The sequence below is a fragment of the Pseudomonas sp. 50_B genome (assembly GCF_017491625.1).
Lineage (GTDB): Bacteria > Pseudomonadota > Gammaproteobacteria > Pseudomonadales > Pseudomonadaceae > Aquipseudomonas > Aquipseudomonas danubii.
In genome coordinates this window covers 1-450 of the sequence record NZ_JAFGYX010000156.1, presented here as the reverse complement: position 1 = coordinate 450, position 450 = coordinate 1, and the positions used below count along the sequence as shown (strand labels likewise).

Here is a 450-nt window from a genome sequence, read left to right as displayed (position 1 = left end):
CCAATACGCTTTCGAGCCCCGCCAACACGTTAGATGGTTAAGCCTTGGTTGATCGCGGCGCGGCCGGCAGGAAATGACCGGCATTGCGGATGCGGGCGGCAATTCCTGCCCGGTCCTGGCGCCCAGCGCATCGATTGCTTTTATGCGCGGCCGTTCACATCGCATTAACCGCGCTTCCTAACTTCGCCTCCATACCGTTCCCGTAAACCCACGGATGCTTTCGGGGCCAAGAATTGACCCCGACGTGTGCACGGCAATGACCCAGCATGATGACGAGATTCGGCAGTCGCCTCTTTGACCAGGCCTTCGTGCGCAGCGGACCGATCCGCTGGCTGGTGGTGGGCGGCACGCTGCTGATCGCGGCCATCGCCGTAGGCTCCGTCCTGATGGCGCAGAATTTCCGCGAGCGGGCGCTGCGCAATGCGGGCCGCGAGCTGGAAAATACCGTGC

1 protein-coding gene is annotated in these 450 nt (G+C 62.9%); it reads left to right on the top strand.

Features of this window, described 5'->3' with window-relative positions; translation table 11 throughout:
* Window positions 1-266 precede the first annotated feature (266 nt).
* A partial coding sequence (locus J5M73_RS31385) for a hypothetical protein (protein WP_207816961.1) occupies window positions 267-450 on the top strand: 184 nt, incomplete at its 3' end.